This is a genomic window from Aestuariivirga sp. (assembly GCF_041738905.1).
In the GTDB taxonomy this organism is placed as follows: domain Bacteria; phylum Pseudomonadota; class Alphaproteobacteria; order Rhizobiales; family Aestuariivirgaceae; genus Aestuariivirga.
In genome coordinates, this window is record NZ_JBGSOZ010000013.1 from 1 (window position 1) to 17,343 (window position 17,343).

General features: G+C 58.1%; 12 protein-coding genes. 7 read left to right on the forward strand and 5 right to left on the reverse strand.

The genetic code is table 11. The annotated features are described in order from the left end of the window. Positions 1 to 627: 627 nt before the first annotated feature. From ACEW8Q_RS00990 to ACEW8Q_RS01005, 4 genes are all read right to left on the reverse strand, one after another. On the reverse strand, positions 628 to 1,230 hold the full coding sequence (locus ACEW8Q_RS00990) for a hypothetical protein (RefSeq protein WP_373502185.1): 603 nt from the start codon (positions 1,228 to 1,230) through the stop codon (positions 628 to 630). 144 nt (positions 1,231 to 1,374) lie between these two features. Beyond that, complete coding sequence (locus tag ACEW8Q_RS00995; RefSeq protein WP_373502186.1) at positions 1,375 to 2,697, reverse strand: VWA domain-containing protein; 1,323 nt, start codon at positions 2,695 to 2,697, stop codon at positions 1,375 to 1,377. Beyond that, positions 2,690 to 3,370: a helix-turn-helix domain-containing protein gene (locus ACEW8Q_RS01000; protein WP_373502187.1), complete on the reverse strand. Its 681-nt coding sequence runs from the start codon at positions 3,368 to 3,370 to the stop codon at positions 2,690 to 2,692. The genes ACEW8Q_RS00995 and ACEW8Q_RS01000 overlap by 8 nt, the downstream gene beginning before the upstream one ends. 135 nt (positions 3,371 to 3,505) lie before the next feature. Continuing rightward, positions 3,506 to 4,948 (reverse strand): DUF6880 family protein, encoded by a 1,443-nt coding sequence (locus ACEW8Q_RS01005; protein ID WP_373502188.1) that lies wholly within the window; start codon positions 4,946 to 4,948, stop codon positions 3,506 to 3,508. 219 nt (positions 4,949 to 5,167) lie between these two features. Here ACEW8Q_RS01005 and ACEW8Q_RS01010 point away from each other — a divergent pair, with 219 nt between their 5' ends. The 7 genes from ACEW8Q_RS01010 (at position 5,168) to ACEW8Q_RS01040 (ending at position 13,454) form a co-directional block, all read left to right on the forward strand. Further along, entirely contained in the window at positions 5,168 to 6,322 is a 1,155-nt protein-coding gene (locus ACEW8Q_RS01010; protein WP_373502189.1) for a tyrosine-type recombinase/integrase, read from the forward strand. Between the two features lie 125 nt (positions 6,323 to 6,447). Beyond that, positions 6,448 to 6,675, forward strand: a complete 228-nt coding sequence (locus ACEW8Q_RS01015; protein ID WP_373502190.1) for a hypothetical protein — start codon at positions 6,448 to 6,450, stop codon at positions 6,673 to 6,675. A 198-nt stretch (positions 6,676 to 6,873) separates the two neighbouring features. Further along, on the forward strand, positions 6,874 to 7,080 hold the full coding sequence (locus ACEW8Q_RS01020) for a CopG family ribbon-helix-helix protein (protein ID WP_373502191.1): 207 nt from the start codon (positions 6,874 to 6,876) through the stop codon (positions 7,078 to 7,080). Position 7,081: 1 nt separating this feature from the next. Further along, the gene (locus ACEW8Q_RS01025; RefSeq protein WP_373502192.1) at positions 7,082 to 8,239 is read left to right on the forward strand and encodes a cysteine desulfurase family protein; all 1,158 of its coding nucleotides are present in this window, start codon (positions 7,082 to 7,084) and stop codon (positions 8,237 to 8,239) included. 78 nt (positions 8,240 to 8,317) lie between these two features. Continuing rightward, entirely contained in the window at positions 8,318 to 9,280 is a 963-nt protein-coding gene (locus tag ACEW8Q_RS01030; protein ID WP_373502193.1) for a DUF4007 family protein, read from the forward strand. Further along, positions 9,277 to 12,618, forward strand: coding sequence for a hypothetical protein (locus ACEW8Q_RS01035; protein WP_373502194.1), 3,342 nt, complete (start codon positions 9,277 to 9,279; stop codon positions 12,616 to 12,618). Before ACEW8Q_RS01030 ends, ACEW8Q_RS01035 begins: the two co-directional genes overlap by 4 nt. Beyond that, positions 12,615 to 13,454, forward strand: coding sequence for a phosphoadenosine phosphosulfate reductase family protein (locus ACEW8Q_RS01040; RefSeq protein WP_373502195.1), 840 nt, complete (start codon positions 12,615 to 12,617; stop codon positions 13,452 to 13,454). Before ACEW8Q_RS01035 ends, ACEW8Q_RS01040 begins: the two co-directional genes overlap by 4 nt. Before the next feature lie 135 nt (positions 13,455 to 13,589). Here ACEW8Q_RS01040 and ACEW8Q_RS01045 read toward each other — a convergent pair whose 3' ends face one another. Further along, entirely contained in the window at positions 13,590 to 15,896 is a 2,307-nt protein-coding gene (locus ACEW8Q_RS01045) for a hypothetical protein (protein ID WP_373502196.1), read from the reverse strand. Positions 15,897 to 17,343 lie beyond the last annotated feature (1,447 nt).

Sequence of the window (17,343 nt, forward strand, 5' to 3'; positions counted from 1 at the left end):
CAGTTCACGTCCTCGGGGCTGTAGTCGAAATGGTCGGCGCTGAGGGCTGCCAGGCGCGCGAGCATCGCGTCGATCTCGGCCCTAGCGGCGATGAAGGCTTCCAGCGCGGCGTCGTTTGTCTTGGGCATGATGGGTCCCTGAGTTGGTTTCGAGGACATGACGGCTCTGGTTTGCCTGGAGGTCAAGTTCAATCGGACACGGAACGTTCCACGAACATCCGATCCACTCCATGTCGCATGGGTGTTGCACGGAGGAATCGGGACTGGGCGTAAGAGTTTGGAATCTTTGGGGAATGTGCTGCGCTGTGTTGCAACGCAAAAAACGCCCCTTGGGGCGCCTTGCTTTGGCCTAAGCCTTTGATATCTTGTTAGAAAGTCTGGTTGCGGGAGTAGGATTTGAACCTACGACCTTCAGGTTATGAGCCGTGGCGAACGAACCATGAACGATTGCGCGGGATCGCGAGTTGTTGCGCGATTTCCGCCAGTTGCGAGAGACGAGGCGCGTGGCTGTGTTCGCGGGAATTGTCGGGATTGCGCAGCAGTTTTCGCCCTCTTGCTTCCACCATGCTTCCACCGGGCGGCACCATGTTTTTCCGGTAGCACGAACATCAATGCATTCCCGAAACGACTAAACCGCCCGAAACTTCTCCACCAACTGAATCTGATGCGAATGAAACCAGGAAGCATCGGCACGCCAGTGAGACACAGCAACTTCGAGGTTTCGCCGCCCGTCACGTAGGTCGGCCATACTCTTGAGATGAGTGTAGATGCGGTTGAATCTTGTCATGCTCAGCGGCGCCCCCCACTCGTCCCTGTATGGTTTCGGCAAGAACGGCAGAGTCGCATCCAGATCTGCGGCAACCGCATACTCAAGAATTGCATGTCGTTCCGCTTCAGTCCGACCATTGGTTGTACCAACCCTGTATCCAAAGCCCACCAGCGGCGACATTTCCTGACCGAAGAAACCCTCACCGCCCGCTGCCCGATATTCTCTTTCAAATTCAAGTCGCGCTTTCAGGATAAAATCTGGGGCTTTGCCACGCATCTTCTTCAAGACTTCTTCGCGTTCAGCCTTCAGTTTCGCACGCTCAGCTGCACGGCGTTCGGCTTCCTCGGCAGCGCGCCTTTCGCGTTCCGCTCGGGCCTCCTTCAACTTTGGTCGAAGAACCAAAAACCAAAGAATAATGGCTCCGATGAGCAGCAACAGAATCCAAAGTGAGCCATCATTCATGCGAAAAGCCTAAACCCAGTTGAAATCATCAGTTATCCAGCCATCGCAACGCTGGTTTGTCGTTGGGCGAACAGCGAAGTGGCTGAGAGCACTATCTGCCCCATAACCATTGTACTCTGCCGCCCCACCTTAACCCTACGGTCGTCAGTCCCCGCGCTCCATCCGTGCGCTCCACGCCGCCTTCCCTGCACCGCGACGGTCCACCCTGCTCTCCATGAACAGCGCTGATTGGACCACCATCTCCTTCCGCATCCGCGATGAGAACTCGCGACCGACGCGCCGGGCCAAGAGTTCAAGTTCACCGACCATTTCCTGCCCGCGAGGAAGGCCTTCGACGTAACGGCGGAAGTGGCGCAGCTCTCCTTCGATGTATTTTTGCGCGTCTACATAGGCTCCGTCACGGTTCATCTTTGCGGCCACGGCAACGACTAGCGCGCTCCACGTCCGCGCAACAATCTCGGCAATCTCCGCATCACGGGGCTGGTCCTTGTTCGCCTTGCCGTCCACAGCAACGAGGGTGACCGGAACTGTACTGGTTTCAAGCACGTTCTGATCATCGACGGCGCGGCCGTTTGCGACCAACCCGAACTTCATCTCTTGGCCACGCTGCGCCTTCGAACAAGTCACCTTGAAAACCGCCACGCGCTCAATGGCATTCTGAATCGGACCCACGGAAACCAAGATGCGGCCATCGCGAACTTCGGCGTCCCCCTTGCCCAAAACGTCCACGCGCACGCCGGGCGGCACGGTCATGGTGATTTGCGCGGCTTCGATAAGGGTGCCGAAAATATCGTCGAGTTCGCCCAGAAGGACAGAGGATATCTCGCTGGTGAGTTCCGCATCGTGAAGGCGGCCGCCGCCGTTTTCGGCGATGCCCCGCAAGAGCTGTTCGTCATAGCCATCACCAATGCCGAGGGCCGAGGTCAGAACGCCCCGCAACCTGAGTTCGCCGGCGTGTTCCCGCAGCTCGTTTGCATCGGAAATCCCTTCGTTGGCGTGACCGTCACTGAGGAGGATGATACGCGGTGTCATCCGCGCATCCTCTTCCGCAACCCGGGCCGCGCATTCGACTCCGGCGAACCATCCGCCAGAGAGATTGGTCATGCCCCGCGTCTCCAGAAGGGAAACCTCGGTGCGGATCCGGATCGCGTTTTCCTTCGTAACTGATACGGCGTCGAGGTGAACCTGGACATCCGAGGCGAACGAAACCAGAGTCAGGCGGTCCCCTTCCGTCAGGCGATCCGTGAGGCCGAGCGCCGCAGCCTTGGCGGCCTCCAGTTTTCCACCGCCCATCGAACCGCTTGCATCGATGACAAGAGCGATGTTCAGCGGAGTGCGCTCAGCTGGGCGGCGGTCATCGCTCAGGCTGGCCCGGAGATGGGCAACCAGATAGCGGACGGACTCCCCACCCTCCCAGAAGAGTTTCCGGTCGAACGCGGCGGCGGCGGCAAATTTCACATCAGTCATTTTTCGTCCTTCCGGTGAGAATGGCGCGGAACTGATCCGCAAGCTGTTCAAAAAGGATCCGCTCGCGGGGCTCGAGATCGCCGCGGACGGAAATCTCGAGGTCTGGCGTGACGGATATGCGGGTCCAGATCGCGCCCCGTGATCGTCTTGGCGCGGGGGTTTCCAGTACTTGCTCGAGCTGCAGGATCAGCCGCTCGATGTTCGCAAGGTCAGCTGCGCGTTCGTCGCCGCGCAGACCGGAGTTCGACTTGAACGGAAATCTTGCAGTCGATGGTGCAAACTTCGGCTCTAGGGAAAGGGAAGCCTGCGGATGGCTGTCCTTCGACTGTGGTGCCGCAAGCGGCTTGATGCCGCGCCCCTGGATGCGGCTCAGATAGTCGCGTGCGGTGCCACGCGGAGCCGAGGTCGGCCCGCTCTCCAGTGCCCATTCCCGGATCTGGTCCTCGGTCGCCATCATGAAGCGGCGCCCGATTTCCGCGAGCGAAAGTCCATGAAGATCCTTGAGTGCGCGAACAGCCAGCGCCCGGTCCGCGTTGCTGGCGGGATAGCGTGCACCGCGCCCAGCCTTGAAAGGCGGCGAGAGCAGACCCTCGCTCACCCAAGAACGCAAGGTGCGTGCCTCGACCCCGGTGCGTTCGCTTAGTTCTTCGAGTGTGATTTCATCTTCTGACATGACGCCGATGTAGGTTCATTAATACGACATGTCAAGATGTCGCATTAAGCGTCATAATCCTCCCTGCCCAACCGAGGCATCTTGAGCAGTCGTCGAGATGCAGGCTGAATTCAGCGACCACCCGCAATCGGACGGTCACGCTGCCTCCACCTTTGACCAGAAACCGGTCTTCTTGCCATGCTCGGCCTTCAGGCGCGCTGCATAGGCGTGATGCGGCTCGACTGGTCCGAAATCCTCGATCCGTCCGGCGAGATCGGCACAGGCGGCCAAGTGCTGGGCAGCATAGCCATAGCGCTTCTGCCTTCCCTCATTCAGCGTGAAATCGATCATGGCCCGGAGCGCAACCGTCGCGGCCAGCGGATGCTTCTCGGCCAATGTCTCGGCCGCCGGAGCCAGGAACTCGTAGTGATCGCCATCGACCTCGTCCTGCCGGTCGATCAGCAATCGCGCGGCGTGTCCAAGCGATGGCCAGTTCAGAAAGAAGGCCAGGGCTGCAAGCAGGTCGGGATGGGCAGCGGCATGCGCCATCGCGCGTTCCTCGGCCTCGATGTCGTCGAAGTCCGGCAGACGCTTCAGATAGGCCCGCAGATGCTCGCCCGACAGGTCGCGCTCGAAACATGCCCAGCGGAACGCCTGCGCCTCATCCTTCCGGTCAAGCGCCTCCAGCACGGCAAGACGGGCGTCCTGCCACTCGGGCGGGATCCAGCGCGCCTTGTCCACCTCGGCCCGCTCAATGAAGCCAAGCGCGTCCCCTGCCCTGCCGGCCGCCAGCAAGCGCTGCGCGATCTCGGCCGCGATCTTTGGGACCTTGCGGGTCTTTGGGTCATACTGCGCGATGAAGCCATCGACGTCGCCCTGCACGTCGGCAATGTCCTTCAGCGCCATTTCGACAGCACTCTGCCGCGCGCGTTCCTCCATCTCGTGGGCATACCGCGTACCGCCGCTGCCCCAGCCGACGGCCTGCCATTCGCCCTTTGGCGGCACCGGCACGGGCGTGCGTCCAAGCTCCTCGACCAGTGTCTTCAGATGCGCGACGCCATCGGGGCCCAGCGCCGGGGCGATGATGGCGATCAAGCCGTCATACTGGCCAAAGCCGTTGTCCTGCAGCGCATCGAGAACCTGCCGCGCCAGCGCCTCGGGCGCAGGACCCGCCGCCTTGGCCACCTCGACCAGATCGGCGCAGGCCTGGTGGAAGATGTCGATGACGGTGCCGCTGCTGTCATCGCAGCGCTCGAACACGGGCGTGGCCAAAGCCATGAACCGCCACAAGAGCGCCAGCGCCTCACCCGGATCATGCGGGGATATCTGTTCCATGATCGCGCTGCGCTGGGTCTGAAGATCCTTCACCAGTGGTTTTCGGTTCTGCCAGTTCACGAAGGTCCGAGCCTTTGCGATGCTGGTCAGCCGCTTGGCGATCTCCCGCGCCGCCTCCCTCGGGCCTTCCGCTCCGGCGAGAGCCAGCCGCAGCTTACGCTTGGCAGCGGCATCGCCAGTGCTGATCTCGATCAGCAGCTGCGCCAGGCGTTCGGCGCCCAGCGCCTCCAGGTTCTTTGCATTGAGGGTGGACTTCGACGCCATGTGGATTCCGCTGCTTTTCGCAGACCTTAGCAGCGCGACCGAAAGACCGGAACCTGCGTTCTGATTCGCGGGGACCAACATTTCCGCTCAAGAACGCGATGCAGTCCCAACGCAGATTTGCGCGGATTTTCCTTTTTATGCGTAATATCAATGTGTTCGTTGACTAGGCTGACGCTTTGCCCACAGTGGAAGCCAGCCAACCTGAAAAGCCGATTTCCCATGCCCAAGCTCACCAAGCGCATCGTCGACGCCGCAGACATCCAGGCCACCGAATACTTTGTCTGGGACAGCGACATTCCCGGCTTCGGCCTTCGGGTGCTGCCGAGCGGCCGCAAGGGCTATGTCGTCCAATACCGCGCTGGACGCCGGTCGAGGCGGATCAGCCTCGGGCCAAACACAGTGCTGACCTGCGAGCAGGCTCGCACTCGGGCCATCACCATCGTTGCGGCTGCCCGCAATGGTGAAGATCCCGCCGCCGAACGCGACGCCGGGCGCAAGGCGATCACGATCAAGGAATTGGCGGAGCGGTTCGACAGGGAGCATATCGCCATCCGCGTGAAAGCCAGCACAGCGAAGGAATACCGCCGTAACCTGCAGCGCTTCATCCTGCCTGCACTGGGGCAACTGACGGTCACGGGGGTCACGCGGGCGGATGTCGCGAAGTTCCACCACGACCTGCGCCACATCCCCTATCAGGCCAACCGCTGCCTCGAAGTGGTGTCGAAGATGTTCAGCCTCTCCGAAATGTGGGGCCTGCGTCCCGACGGCACCAACCCGCGCAAGCACATCAGGAAGTATCCCGAGGAAAAGCGCGAACGTTTCCTTAGTGCGGCAGAACTGCGCCGGATAGGCGAGGTGCTGCGCGAGATGGAAGCGGAAAGCGTGGAACTGCCCTCGGCCATCCTCGCGGCGCGGCTGCTGATCCTGACCGGATGCCGCCTGAATGAAATCATGTCCTTGAACTGGTCGTACATCGATTTCGACAGCCCTGCCCTTCGCCTCCCAGATTCCAAGACCGGGGCGAAGGTCGTTCACGTTGGCCAGCCGGTCGTGGACCTGCTGCGGGATGCCCAGCGCACCGAGTGGAATCCTTGGGTCATCATTGGCACCCTGCCCGGCAAGCCTCTCAGTGACTTGCAACCCTTCTGGCAAAGGGTGCGTGCCCGAGCAGGGGTGAAGGATGTCCGGATCCACGACTTGCGCCACACGTTTGCATCGGCCGCCGTCGCGTCCGGCCAAGGCCTGCCCATGATCGGCAAACTTCTCGGGCACACGCAGGTCCAGACAACCGCGCGCTATGCGCATCTGGCTGCGGAGCCGGTGCGGATGGCGGCAGACGCAGTGGCGCAGAACCTGCGGCAATCGTTGGGGTGAATACTGCAAAACCGAAGCATGGTGGGCGGAAGGAGATGTATTTGCCAGAGGGCGCCACTCAGCCGCGTCGAACGGACAGCACGCTGGTCAAGGCGCTCGCGCGGGCCTTCCGGTGAAAACGGACGGTGGACTCGGGCAAGTTCGCCACCATCTGCGAACTAGCCGAGCGTGAGGAGATTGCGCCTTCTTACGTGACGCGCGTCCTGCGGCTGACCCTGCTTGCACCAGACATCGTCCAGGCGATCCTGGACGGGAAGCAGGCGCTAGAGATGACGCTGGTGCGCATGCAGGAGCCGTTCCCGACAGAGTGGTCGGATCAAACCAAAAAGATCATTTTTTTATCAGATAGATAGGCTTGCGTGGGCGGTGCGTTTTCAGAACCATAGGTGTCTTTTTGGAGAGCGCCGTGATGAGAACATTGAAAGAACAAAGGGTGTCATCTAGTGTGAGGGGGGCTAGTGAGGTAACGAAACTGGACGAACCCTCCAGTCTGGGGTTGAAGGCGATGCTATTTTGGTGAAAGATGGTGCACGAAATAGAGTTTCAGGAACATGCCCCGACCAAAAAACAAGAAGGACGCTGTGCGCTTCACCGTGAGCTTGGATCCTCAGCTCCACGCAAGGTTGCTGCGCATCGCCGAGAGCAACGATCTCTCGCTTTCTTGGGCTGTGCGCCGCGCAGTGGCCGAGTTTGTGGAGCGTCAAGACGAAACCAAGCAAGCCGAGCTGCCCTTCTCGCATTCGGCTACGAAGGACTGACATGAACCGTAGAAAACCAATATATCTGGACTATCAAGCAACTACGCCGCTTGATCCAGAGGTGCGTGCGGCAATGCTGCCCTTTCTTGATGACCTCTTCGGGAATCCACATTCAGAGCATCGCATTGGCTGGGAGGCTGCTGCGGCAGTGGAAGATGCACGTCGCGCCGTGGCTGACCTTATCGGTGCAGCGCCTGGCGAGATAATTCTCACGGCAGGCGCGACAGAGGCCAATAATCTGAGCCTGATGGGTGCCGCGCGGCGCACGCAGCGCCGTCACATTCTCGTCTCCGCTATTGAGCATAAATGCGTGCTTGGTCCGGCAGCAGCACTCTCCGCGCAGGGTTTTGAGGTTGAGATGATTCCCGTTGCCTCGGACGGGATCATCGATCTGGAGCGATTGGCGCAGCTGATCCGGCCTGACACGGCTTTGGTCTCTGTGATGGCGGCCAATAACGAGATTGGCACTCTGCAGCCGCTGGCTGCGATCAGCGCGCACTGTGCTGAAATGGGGGCGCTCTTCCACTGCGACGCTGCGCAGCTCGCGGGAAAGCTGCCGGTTGATGTGTACGCCCTCGGCATTGATCTGCTCAGTTTGTCAGCGCACAAATTTTACGGCCCGAAAGGCATTGGAGCGCTATACATTGCTGAAGATGTGCGTTCACAGATCGCACCGATAATGTACGGTGGTGGTCAACAAGACGGAATGCGTCCCGGCACACTTGCCCCGATGCTTTGCGCTGGTCTGGCCGTGGCCGCTAGGAAGGCTCTTACCGAGCAGGCGTTGGATGAGGTGCATACGCGAGCACTTAAGGCGCGGTTGATTGCCCACTTGCTTAGAAAAATGCCTGATATTCGTGTCAATGGCTCAGAAACGAGCCTCAGTGGCTGTCTAAATATCCGCATTCCGGGCATCGATGCCCACGCCTTGCTGATGATGTTGCAAGCAGACCTTGCCGCCTCAGTGGGATCTGCATGCAATGCCGGCACAATCGAACCCTCTTATGTTCTCGGCGCGATTGGCCTCGCACCTGACGAGGCGCGTGCGTCTCTGCGCCTCGGCTTCGGACGCTTCACTACCGTTGAAGAAATTGATCAGGCAGTGGAGCTGATCTACGAAAAGGCGACACGCCTGTCTCACTCTGTAGCTGCGGAGTAAGACGGAGATGGATCACCTAGCACGTGCAGAACTCTACCTGCCTAACAGACTGGATAGTTTGTCCAGTAGGAGCGTTTCATGATTAGAGGTCCCCTCACCAAGCCTACCTTCCGGGCGCAATTCTCCGGCCACGAAACCTTTCCGCTCCGCCACCTCTGGCTCAAGAAAGCCTACGATCAGGTCGCTGCTGCCAAGGATGGTGCCGCGCCAAAATCGATCTTCAATGATGCCGAGGCCATTGTCACCTTCGGGGTCGGAAAGAATATGGTAGGTGCAATTCGTCATTGGGCGCTGACCTGCGGCATCTTGGAAGAAGATGGCGATGTTTTTCGGAACACGGCGCTTGGCGATTATCTGTTTGCCGATGAGACCGGTGTTGATCCGTTCCTCGAGGCGCCCGCAACGCTTTGGCTGCTCCATTGGATGATTGCGGGCACGCCCGAGCGCAGTACCACTTGGTTCTATGTGTTCAATCACCTTACCTTGCAGACCTTCGATCACGACGCGATTGCCGCACCGCTCCACGATTATCGTGATCAACAGAATGCGCGTTTGAAGAACAAAATCCGCGCGTCGGATGCGACTATCAAGCGGGACGTGGAGTGCTTCCTGCGCAGCTATGTGCCAACCCGGCAGGGCAAGTTTAGTGATGACTTATTTGAGCCAGCCTTGGTGTCACTCGGGCTGATCAGGGCTGTGAGCAGCAAGTCTTACCAGTTTCGGCGCGGGGCGAAGTCGACCCTACCAGATGGCATTTTCCTCTATGCGCTACATGAGTTTTGGATGCGTCATGCGCCAGACCAGCAGAGTCTTTCGGTAGAGGCGCTGACTTTTGAACCCGGCTCTCCAGGCCGGGTGTTTAAGCTTGATGAGGATGCTTTGGTCGAACGGTTGGCGCGCATCGAGGAAAGTTCCGCCCGGGCTTATATCTGGTCAGACACAGCAGGGGTGCGTAACGTCGGGCGCCGTTCCAAGAATCCGGACCCCATGGCGTTCTTGGCCTCTGCCTTCGAGACTGCCACTCAGAGGAGCGCTGCATGAGCAACCTATCTGACATCGTCACAGTCTCACGCCGGTTCCAGCGTTCGGTTCGGATAGACACAGACCACTCAATTGATGGCGCCTTGCAGGGCTATGTCTGCCATGGATCCAGCCGCCAGGCCATTGAGACCATGGCGCGGCTCTTTCAGGAGACAGGCCAGCGGGCCTTTACTTGGACCGGGCCCTATGGCGGCGGGAAGTCGAGCTTGGCGCTACTTCTCTGCCAGATCCTCGGTGGCAGCTTTGAACAGAACCAAGCCGGCCTTGAGCTGCTTGGTGAAATATCTGACTTCCATGAGGCCTTCCCGCAGGAAGAAGAGCCATGGCTCGTGGTGCCATTTGTTGGACGCCGCGCTGATCCAGTCTCGGATCTGCGAGAGGCATTGGTGGATGCAGTTGCACGTGAGGCTAAACCGGCCCGCACCAAACGCCGCCAGATTGATCCGGCAGGACGGGATGTCATTGAGCGGCTGGTGAAAGAAGCCTCCGCGCGGCCAAAAGCAGGCGTGTTGGTAGTCATTGATGAACTTGGGAAATACCTCGAGATCGCGGCTGATGGTGGCGCTGACATCCACTTCTTTCAGGAGCTTGCAGAGGCCGCTGCACGCTGTGACGGCAGGTTGCTGATTGTCGGCGTCCTGCACCAATCCTTCGACCAATATGCACGCCGCTCCGGTGCAGAGATGCAGGAAGAGTGGGCAAAGATTCAGGGCCGCTTCGTGGACATCCCGATCGTCACTGCGATCGATGAGGTGCTGGATCTGATAGGGCGCGCCCTAACCCATAGGGACGAGGCCCTGATCCCGGCCGACATAATGGAGACTGTGGCAGGGGCCATCCGCCGACGGAGACCTGGTAGCCCTGGTGATTTGCCCGCGCGCCTGGCTGCCTGCTGGCCACTTCATCCAGCCACGGCCTCGCTAATCGGACCGTTGTCGCGCCGGCGCTTCGGCCAGAATGAGCGTAGTGTGTTTGGTTTCCTAAATTCTGCAGAGCCAGGCGGGTTTCAAGAATATCTCAAGACCCATGAGGCAGGCGCAGGGCTCTATGATCCTGCCCAGCTTTGGGATTATCTGCGCGCCAATCTGGAGCCAGCCATCCTAGCTTCGCCGGACTCACATCGCTGGTCCCAGGCTGTTGAAGCCCTGCAACGCTGCGAGCGTAAAGGGGGGCCGCTTCATCTGAAGCTCGCCAAGAGTATTGCGGTCATTGAGTTATTCCACGGCGGTTGCGGCGTCCTGCCTGAGCGCAGCATCCTTGCAAGCTGCGTGCCTGAAGCAAAGGTTGACGAGATTGATCAGGCGCTGAAAGAGCTTCAAGACTGGTCTGTTGCTGTTTTCAGGGGCCATCTGGATGCTTTCGCTCTATTCGCCGGCAGCGACTTCAACATTGAATCTGCTCTCCTTGAAGCGCAGGCCCAGCTCGGCGAACTGAACCTGGATCGCTTGTCGGCCTTTGCCGATTTGCAGCCCGTTCTGGCCAAGAAGCACTACTTCACTACAGGTACGCTGCGCTGGTTCACAACAACACTCACTTCGCCGCACGGGCTGGCTAGGCTGGTTGAGCGGTACCGGCCAGTGGATGGGGCTGCAGGACAGTTCCTCTTGGTTATCCCCGACGATGAGACACCAGGCGTCCAGTTCGCGCAGCGTTGCTGTGAGGCCTCAATGCAGACCGGCGTCTATCCTGTGGCGCTTGGCGTCCCTCCTGATGTGCAGCATATCCGCCAAGCCGGGTTGGCCTTGTTGGCCTTAGAAGCCATTCGCCAAGGGCACACAGCGCTAGAGGGCGATGCGGTGGCTCGCCGGGAGGTTGAGGCCCGGCTAGCTGTGGTCAGCGCGGAATTGGAAGACGCGCTCCGCCAAGGCTTTGTCCAAGCAACTTGGTATGTACGAGGCACCTGCCATAAGGCCGGAAGCAGCCAGGCAATTGCGCAGATCGCTTCCACTTTGGCGGAGGCAACCTTTCCTCAGACTCCATGTATTCGAAGCGAGTTGGTCAATCGTGAGCAGCCCTCGAGCAACAGCCAGGGCGCTGTGCGCGCCCTGCTACATGCCATGGTCAATCATTCGGACAAAGAAGATCTCGGCATGGAAGGTTTCCCGGCTGAGATGGGTCTGTATCGCACAGTCCTCAAAGCCAACGGCCTGCACCGCAAACACAATGGCACCTTCGACTTCCGTGCGCCAAGCAAGACGACTGGTCCAAGCCTAATTCCGATGTGGGATGCGGCAAGAGAGCTTGTACATAACAAGGATGGCGAGTTCCCCGTACAGGAGATTTATCGTCTTTGGCAGCAGCCACCCTTCGGGGCGCGCTCTGGCTTACTGCCGTTGTTGGTCGCTGCTTTCATCTTGGCCCATCGCTCGACGATGGCAGTCTATGTCGAGGGACTCTTTCAGCCTGAGATCAACGACTATGTGATTGATCGGTTGCTGCAGGACCCTCGTGGTTTGTCTCTGCGCCACGTTGATCCCAAAACGGACGGAAAGGTTTTACTGAAAGCACTGAGTGCTGAAATAGAAACCGTTATGGTGCGCACTCCAGAGCCCAAACCTCTGGATGTCGCCCAAGCTTTGGTGGAGTTCGTTCTGCGATTGCCGGAATGGACCCGGCGTACTTCTTCTTTGTCCAAGCAGGCACAAGAATTGTGCCGAATCATGCGCGCTGCTAGTGATCCACATCGCACCATCTTTGTGGAACTGGTGCAGCTGAGCGGTCACGACAATCCGTCCGCGATAGCAAGTGAGCTCGGCGAGCTGCTGCGCGAGCTGCACCGGGCTTATGAGGCAATGCTGGGCCGACTACAGGAAAAGATGCTGGATGCGCTTGGGCATTCAGGCATCCCACTGGAAGATTTGCAGCGTCGAGCTATGACCATCAAGGGCATCTCAGGTGATCTGCGCCTGGATGCATTTGCATCTCGCCTGCAAGGCTTCTCCGGGAGCATTGCAGATATGGAGTCTCTCGCCGGATTGCTCGTTAACAAGCCGCCGCGCAACTGGAGTGATCTTGAACCCAGCCGGGCGGCAATGGAGGTCGGCCAACTGGCATTGGCATTCCGCCAAGCAGAAATGCTGGCAAGAGTGCAGGGCCGAGATCCAAGCCGTCATGCGCTTGGCGTGGTGGTCGGTACGGGTGAGCAGGGTGCGACCGCGCTTCGAGTTGTAGAACTGTCCGCAAAGGAGCAAGAGGCAGCCAAAGCCCTTGCGGCAAGCTTGCAAGAAATCTTTGCCAAAGCAGGCGTCAGTGATGCTGTGGCACTCGCTGCGCTGGCAGAGGCCGGCATGCAGCGAATGAGCGTTTTCGATGATGATATGAGGAGCCAAGCCATATGAGTAGGCGCCATGTTCTCGGCCTGTCCGGCGGACGCGATAGCGCAGCTCTGGCTGTGTTCATGCGTCAGACATATCCGGACTTGCCAATTGAGTATTTCTTCACTGACACAGGCAAGGAGCTGCCAGAGGTCTATGAATTCCTGGGGCGCTTGGAAGGTTTTCTAGGGCGGCCTATCGCTTATCTCAATCCTGACCGGGACTTCGATTTTTGGCTCAAAGAGTATGGAAACTTCCTCCCTTCTCCGCGTACGCGCTGGTGTACGCGCCAACTGAAACTGCGCCCCTTTGAGAAATGGGTGAAGGCCGATCTCGAGGCGGGAACCGAGATTATCAGCTATGTCGCCATTCGGGCAGATGAGCCCGCCCGCACTGGGATGCAAGCCACCAATCCCAATTTGAAGATAAACTTCCCATTGCGCGAGCATGGGCTCGACAAGGCCGCTGTGATCGAACTGCTGGAGTCGTCAGGGCTGGGTCTGCCGACCTACTATGAGTGGCGCTCGCGTAGCGGCTGTACCTTTTGTTTCTACCAGCAAAAGATCGAATGGGTGCGTCTGAAGCGGACCCACCCGGATGCCTTCGAAGAAGCTAAGGCATATGAAAAGACAGCCCTTGAGCATGGTTCACCCTTCACTTGGAGCGACCGGGAGTCGTTGAGTGAGCTGGAAAGGCCTGGGCGCATCAAGCAGATTGAGGATGATTATCAGCAGCGTTTGGAGCGCGCACAATCGCGGCGACCGAAGAACCCGTTGCGCGCCAACCTCACTGAAATTGAAATTGATGAAGCATATGGCACGACTGAAGTCGCGGCTTCGTGCATCATATGCCACAAATGAAAGCTAGCACCACAATGCCAGAGAATGCTAGCAGCTGACATGTAAATGCGTTCTCTGTTTTGCCTAAGACAGGCTCTATCGCTCCCATCAAGAGGCGCAGTGTCGAGGAGTTGACGAAGTGGATCGGCTTCCCGGTCACTCCGTAACTTCATCTGTTTCGACGGATTCCCAAGTTTCATCTGCTTGCGGCGCCTCAGTCGCGTCCTCGACTTTCGGCGATGTCATCAGCACCGTCTTTGAGGGCACATCTTGAAGGCGCCAGCCCACATTCTTCAAGAAGTTCCGGAATGCTTCATAGGCGGAGTTTGTGATCTCAGTGCGATCCTGTGACGTGAGGCTCTCCTCGCGCTTCAAGCTACGCTCCAAGAACTCTTTTCGATACTCTTCGAGCAATGAGTTGAAGATTTGGCTGCGACACTTGTCCCGCTCCAGACGCAGCGACACTTCTAGCTCCGTCCCCTCAGCGCGCCAAATCTCCAACAACAGGTACTTATATTTTGGCCATTGATCGGGCTGCATCTCGCCACGATAGACCACACGCCGGAACGTGGAAGCAGACGGCCCAACCTTCCAATCCCTGATTTCTCCCTCAGGCGTGCCAGCGAACACCTCTATTAGGCGCCGTACGTCACTGGACTTCGAGGGCGAGAAGAACACGTTGAGCTCAGACAAATAGACATCGAATTCCCGCGCGATATCAATCGGACCGATATTGGCTTTCATCCGGCTAAGATTGCACCTCTCGATCTCGCCGAAAAAGCCAGCAATAAGCGCGGACTGGAAAGCAACGGTTGTCAGCACGTTGTCATACAGATCGTTGACAAACTCGAGCACCTTGGGTTGATAGGTGCCATCGTCCAGTCGCAGCAGTCGCTTATCACTTACGTTTGCTAAGAAGCGTACGGCGCGCTCATGGCGCAGCTTCTGAATGAAGTCCTGTACGAGAGACTGCGTGGCCTTAAGTCGGTCTGCGACTTCCTGAATTTTCGTTGCTTCCGAGCCAAACTCGCCGGATCGCAACTTTTCCACCAGGTTCTCCCGATGCGCGGCAAAGGTCCGTCCGATCCCTTGGCCTTCAAATAGGATCGGACCGAGTTTGGTGTTCGAATGGCTCAAGAGTTGCTGCTCTAGCCAAAGGACTGCTCCGGCATGGACTTCAAACGGAAGAAAGCGTTCAAGCGCAGTTACGATATATTTGCCGAAACGCTCGCGGAACTGAACTGTCAATTTTTCGCCGGCCTCAGGCGTGTAAAAGTCACGGCTCGTGGCGTCAGCTACATCGGCTCCAAGGACGTTGCGACCATCAAGGCGTTCGAGCGCACCCGCACTCTGCAATTCGGTGCGCTTGTAGAATTTACCCGACCTCGGCTTAGCGCCGTTCACGTCCTCATCTCGTTTGTTTAGAAGGATGTGCTCGATAAGGTAGTAAATATGATTCACGCCCGTCATCGCTATTGGACTGTCGATCTTGACTCGATCGTGTGCCTGATCGAGTTCGACGTTGCCAATTCGAAGCGATGCGCTTGAGCGTGTGTGTTTTTTCTTAATCGTCGAAAGTGTGTCACGGAGAAAGAGAGCGATCAGATCTTTATCGTCCAGCAACCTGTTGCGCGATGCTGACACCTGACGCGCGGTTTTATTGAGCGTCAAGAAGATTGATCGTGCGGCCATTTTTACGTTGTATCCGCCTCCATAGGTGTCATCGAGCGCCGGGAAAGTGCAAAACATCACAGGTAGGCTAATATTGTTGAGCGAGAACTGCCTGATGTAGCTGGGGGTCCACTCCTCATAGTAGTCTTTATAGGGCGCACGCATTGCGTCCGACCAATCTTGCTTTAGGTTGCGATAGATCGCGAGCAGCGCCATGGCGCGGTGTTGGCCATCGACTATTACGAGCTTTGATTTATTCGTGTTGAGCCGCAGCTTGACGAGGTCATGTTCGAACAGAACATTGCCCTGCCGAGGCTGCTGGAACTCGAACAATTCTTGGCCGACGGGACCTGATCGCGTAATTTCCAGCACGTGGTCCGGCATCTGGCGCGTCTCGGTCTCAACTCTTGGGTAGTAGTCGGCCGGCCGATTGTCGAGTTCTTGGACCGGCATCACTACTACGATGATCGGTGGGAAGAGCTTCACCAAGTCCCTAGAGCGATGGTCAAGCAAGTAGGGGACAAGTTCCGAAGAAACACGCGCGTCATCAATGTCTCGCTGCATAATCTCGTCAAATTCGAGCTCAGCCGTTGGAAAAATCTCGCGAACAGGCGCAAGGTGCTTCAGCACCTCCTCGTTTGAACCGCTTGCGAAATTCAGGCCAACATGGGTGAGGAAGTACTTCACATCAATGGTCTTCTGATCGGCCTGTCCGGTCCCAACACTGAACGTGCCGACCGATCCAGACAAAGTCAGATTAAGGGCCGATGAGATGCTTAGACCAAGGCTCATATCAGTTTCTTCCTAGAATTGGGTAGCAGATGCGGTTCAAGATGTTCTCGATGTCGACAGCGGTCCCATCATCACTCAAGATTGAGTAAGTATAAACGATAAGGCGCTCGGGCGGTATCTTCCTCTTGGCGACTTGCCAGGCAAACCCGGCGTCAGAGCTTTGGATTGTTTGTCCATCACGCGGCGCAACGGTCCGGAACCGTTCAATAAGCTTTTTGTGTTGTGCAAGGCGGGCTCGAAGCACCGTGGCCATTCCAATATAGAGTGGGCTAGTGAACATCGGCGCGGACTTTGCCAAGACGTCACGGATGGTCCGCAGCCGCTCGGGCTCCGATGCCAAGCGACTAACCAAGCTAGCGGACGCAGCCGACTCTTGCTCGAGAGCGCCGGTGTATGCGGGTTTCAGCGGGCCGCTGATCGATGCGGTATATGGCTCCTCTCGGAAGTGGTGGAAAAGCCGACTGTCTAGCACGGACCTGATCGCCCGTTCAGCCTCAGAGCGCTCGGGTGCGGACCGTACCGCTTTGATGGTGCTGTCAAGATCGAAGTCAGTGATCTCAGGGCTATAATACCAAGCGTAGACTCCCGATGCCTCAGGAGCGTTGCCGATATCGGCCCAAAAGTGCTTTTGTATTGTTTCGGTCATCCCACCCCAAGTGCCAATGTCGTCACGTGACCGATTTGCTGGCCCGTGGTTGCAAGCCCATTGATTTATCGACTTTTTTGGGACGATCAATAGCGCATTTTCCACGTTCGGCTACGTCAGTCGATACCACACCACCGTCAGAGCATAGCATGTGGTTAGTAGAGACCGTTCCTCCACAAGGCATCGCCGTGTTTCGAGCGGGCGGAACGCGGGACCGCGCGCCGTTTCTCTTCTGCCGTTATGGCATCTGAGAGTTCCCCATGAAACTGCTGGAACCGACAAACTTGGAAGCGACTGACAGCGTCAGGTCGTTTGCCGTCTCGATACTCCTGGCCAGGACCCTGATGGTTTCAAGCGACAGATCGGCGGCGAAGATATCTCCCGAAACTGCAGTAGGGCTAGGGCTATGCTTTGCATCGGCTTCGGCGCTGGATGTGATGCACTTCCTGACATGCAAGAGGTCAATGAATGGCGCTCGAGGACGGTCGGACCTCCGTTTACTTCGCGAAGGTTTGCCAGCGCTACGGCTTATTGGGGCCGAAGCGCCGCGACATCCGGGCAATCTCAACGTTATGCTGCCCGGATTGCAAACTGATTTGATGATAGCGCGGTTGCAACCGAGTGTGTGAGTTTCATTGGGTTCCGCTTGTACCTCGGGGACAGGGGAATCGCGTTTGGGATTTGACCTAATCCGACGGGTCTTGCGGTTTTCGGGAGGATGGATTCTTGGGCGGGGATCGCCCTTCTGGAGCCCGTTCCCCGCATGGACATTTTCCTCGCCGCCTTCGATGACATCCCCGA

Excerpts from the sequence above, each read along its gene's own strand:
- ACEW8Q_RS00990 (WP_373502185.1), bottom strand. The coding sequence starts at position 1,230 with ATGAATGATGGCTCACTTTGGATTCTGTTGCTGCTCATCGGAGCCATT.
- ACEW8Q_RS00995 (WP_373502186.1), bottom strand. The coding sequence starts at position 2,697 with ATGACTGATGTGAAATTTGCCGCCGCCGCCGCGTTCGACCGGAAACTC.
- ACEW8Q_RS01000 (WP_373502187.1), bottom strand. The coding sequence starts at position 3,370 with ATGTCAGAAGATGAAATCACACTCGAAGAACTAAGCGAACGCACCGGG.
- ACEW8Q_RS01005 (WP_373502188.1), bottom strand. The coding sequence starts at position 4,948 with ATGGCGTCGAAGTCCACCCTCAATGCAAAGAACCTGGAGGCGCTGGGC.
- ACEW8Q_RS01010 (WP_373502189.1), top strand. The coding sequence starts at position 5,168 with ATGCCCAAGCTCACCAAGCGCATCGTCGACGCCGCAGACATCCAGGCC.
- ACEW8Q_RS01020 (WP_373502191.1), top strand. The coding sequence starts at position 6,874 with ATGCCCCGACCAAAAAACAAGAAGGACGCTGTGCGCTTCACCGTGAGC.
- ACEW8Q_RS01025 (WP_373502192.1), top strand. The coding sequence starts at position 7,082 with ATGAACCGTAGAAAACCAATATATCTGGACTATCAAGCAACTACGCCG.
- ACEW8Q_RS01030 (WP_373502193.1), top strand. The coding sequence starts at position 8,318 with ATGATTAGAGGTCCCCTCACCAAGCCTACCTTCCGGGCGCAATTCTCC.
- ACEW8Q_RS01035 (WP_373502194.1), top strand. The coding sequence starts at position 9,277 with ATGAGCAACCTATCTGACATCGTCACAGTCTCACGCCGGTTCCAGCGT.
- ACEW8Q_RS01040 (WP_373502195.1), top strand. The coding sequence starts at position 12,615 with ATGAGTAGGCGCCATGTTCTCGGCCTGTCCGGCGGACGCGATAGCGCA.
- ACEW8Q_RS01045 (WP_373502196.1), bottom strand. The coding sequence starts at position 15,896 with ATGAGCCTTGGTCTAAGCATCTCATCGGCCCTTAATCTGACTTTGTCT.